A 1,248-nucleotide genomic window follows, 5' to 3' on the forward strand; every position below is an offset into this window, starting at 1 on the left:
TGACCGTGGGCGGGAAGGACGGCGGCCCGGCCCTGACGTTCGAGGCGAGCCTGCCGCGAACTGGCAACTGGCGGCTGTTCGTGCAGTTCCAGACCGCCGGCGTCCTGCGCACGGCCGCGGTGACCCTGCCCGTCGGCTGACCGTCATCCGGCCGGAGCCGGGGAGCGGCGGCGGTCACCGGCCGACGCTTCCCGGCCCCCCGTCGGGTCCGCCGCCCGGCAGAGTGGCCGTCCGGCCCGGCAGGATGGCCGTCCGGCAACGTGGCCAGCGGCGTCGGAGGCCTGTGCCGCGTGGTGCCCGCCCCGGGGAGGAACCCGTCCGATCGGGGAACCCGTGTTCCGGTCAGGGCCGGGCGGCGGGGCCGGGAGCCGGCGGAGCCAGGGCTTGTCCAGTGAGCTGCCCCGGATGCCGCAGGACCTCGACGCGGCGGCGGTACTCCTCCTCGTCGATCTCACCGCGGGCGAACCGGTCGGCGAGCACCTGCTCGGGTGTGGGCGGGTAGGGCCGCGCCGGTGGTGCTGGCGGCACAGGCGGCATGGGTGGCTGCTGCGGGAGACGGCCAAGGTAGCGGATCACGGCGACCACCGCCACGATGACCAGCGCCCAGAAGGCGACCATACTGATCGTCATCAGCGCGATCCCCCAGCCGCCGGGACCGTCCCCATGCCACCACATCGTCATCATCTCCCCTGCCGGCGTCCACCCGCGGCATCGGGCGGTGCGCGGTACACCCGCGCCATGCCGTCCCGGCCGATCGGGGTTTCCGGCGTCCGTCCCGATGCCGACCGGTGGAGGCATACCCTCCACGGGTACGGTTCCCACCCGCCAAAGGTCACACGCCGACAGATCCGACGAGGCCCACCGGCCCGGCCGAACGCCCCATGTACGGCCGGAGGCCCCATGTACGGCAGTCGGCCAGAACAGATCAGCGCGCGGGCATTGTGGACCCGCGGGCTCGGCCAGGCCTGAGGTGACGGAGCCATGACCCAAGGTGGCGAAGTTGTGACCTGGGGTAGCGGAGTTGTGTCGACCATGAGCTGAGCGTTCTTTCCCGATCATCCACAGGAAGGATCATGATCGGTGCTCTTCCGGCGCGCCGGGAGCGACGGCCCCTCGTCGATGACGATCACGTGCAGGGTGCGCGGGCCGTGCACCCCCTCGACGCGCTCCAGCTCGATGTCGCTGGTCGCGGACGGGCCGGAGATCCAGGTCAGCGGCTGGTCCGGACGCAGACGGGCGATCGCGGCT

The 1,248-nt window shown here is 72.6% G+C and carries 3 protein-coding genes; 1 reads left to right on the top strand and 2 read right to left on the bottom strand.

Features of this window, described 5'->3' with window-relative positions; genetic code table 11:
• Positions 1–5: 5 nt before the first annotated feature.
• Positions 6–140, top strand: a complete 135-nt coding sequence (locus tag AC5LUJ_RS10660) for a DUF8832 domain-containing protein (RefSeq protein ID WP_493464865.1) — start codon at positions 6–8, stop codon at positions 138–140.
• Between the two features lie 202 nt (positions 141–342).
• Here AC5LUJ_RS10660 and AC5LUJ_RS10665 read toward each other — a convergent pair whose 3' ends face one another.
• Together AC5LUJ_RS10665 and AC5LUJ_RS10670 are read right to left on the bottom strand one after the other, a co-directional pair.
• Positions 343–630 (bottom strand): SHOCT domain-containing protein, encoded by a 288-nt coding sequence (locus tag AC5LUJ_RS10665; RefSeq protein WP_493464855.1) that lies wholly within the window; start codon positions 628–630, stop codon positions 343–345.
• Positions 631–1,055: 425 nt separating this feature from the next.
• Positions 1,056–1,248: LUD domain-containing protein (locus AC5LUJ_RS10670; RefSeq protein ID WP_493464856.1), on the bottom strand; the 193-nt coding region annotated here is incomplete at its 5' end.

This window comes from Protofrankia sp. CiP1_Cm_nod3 (assembly GCF_982290655.1).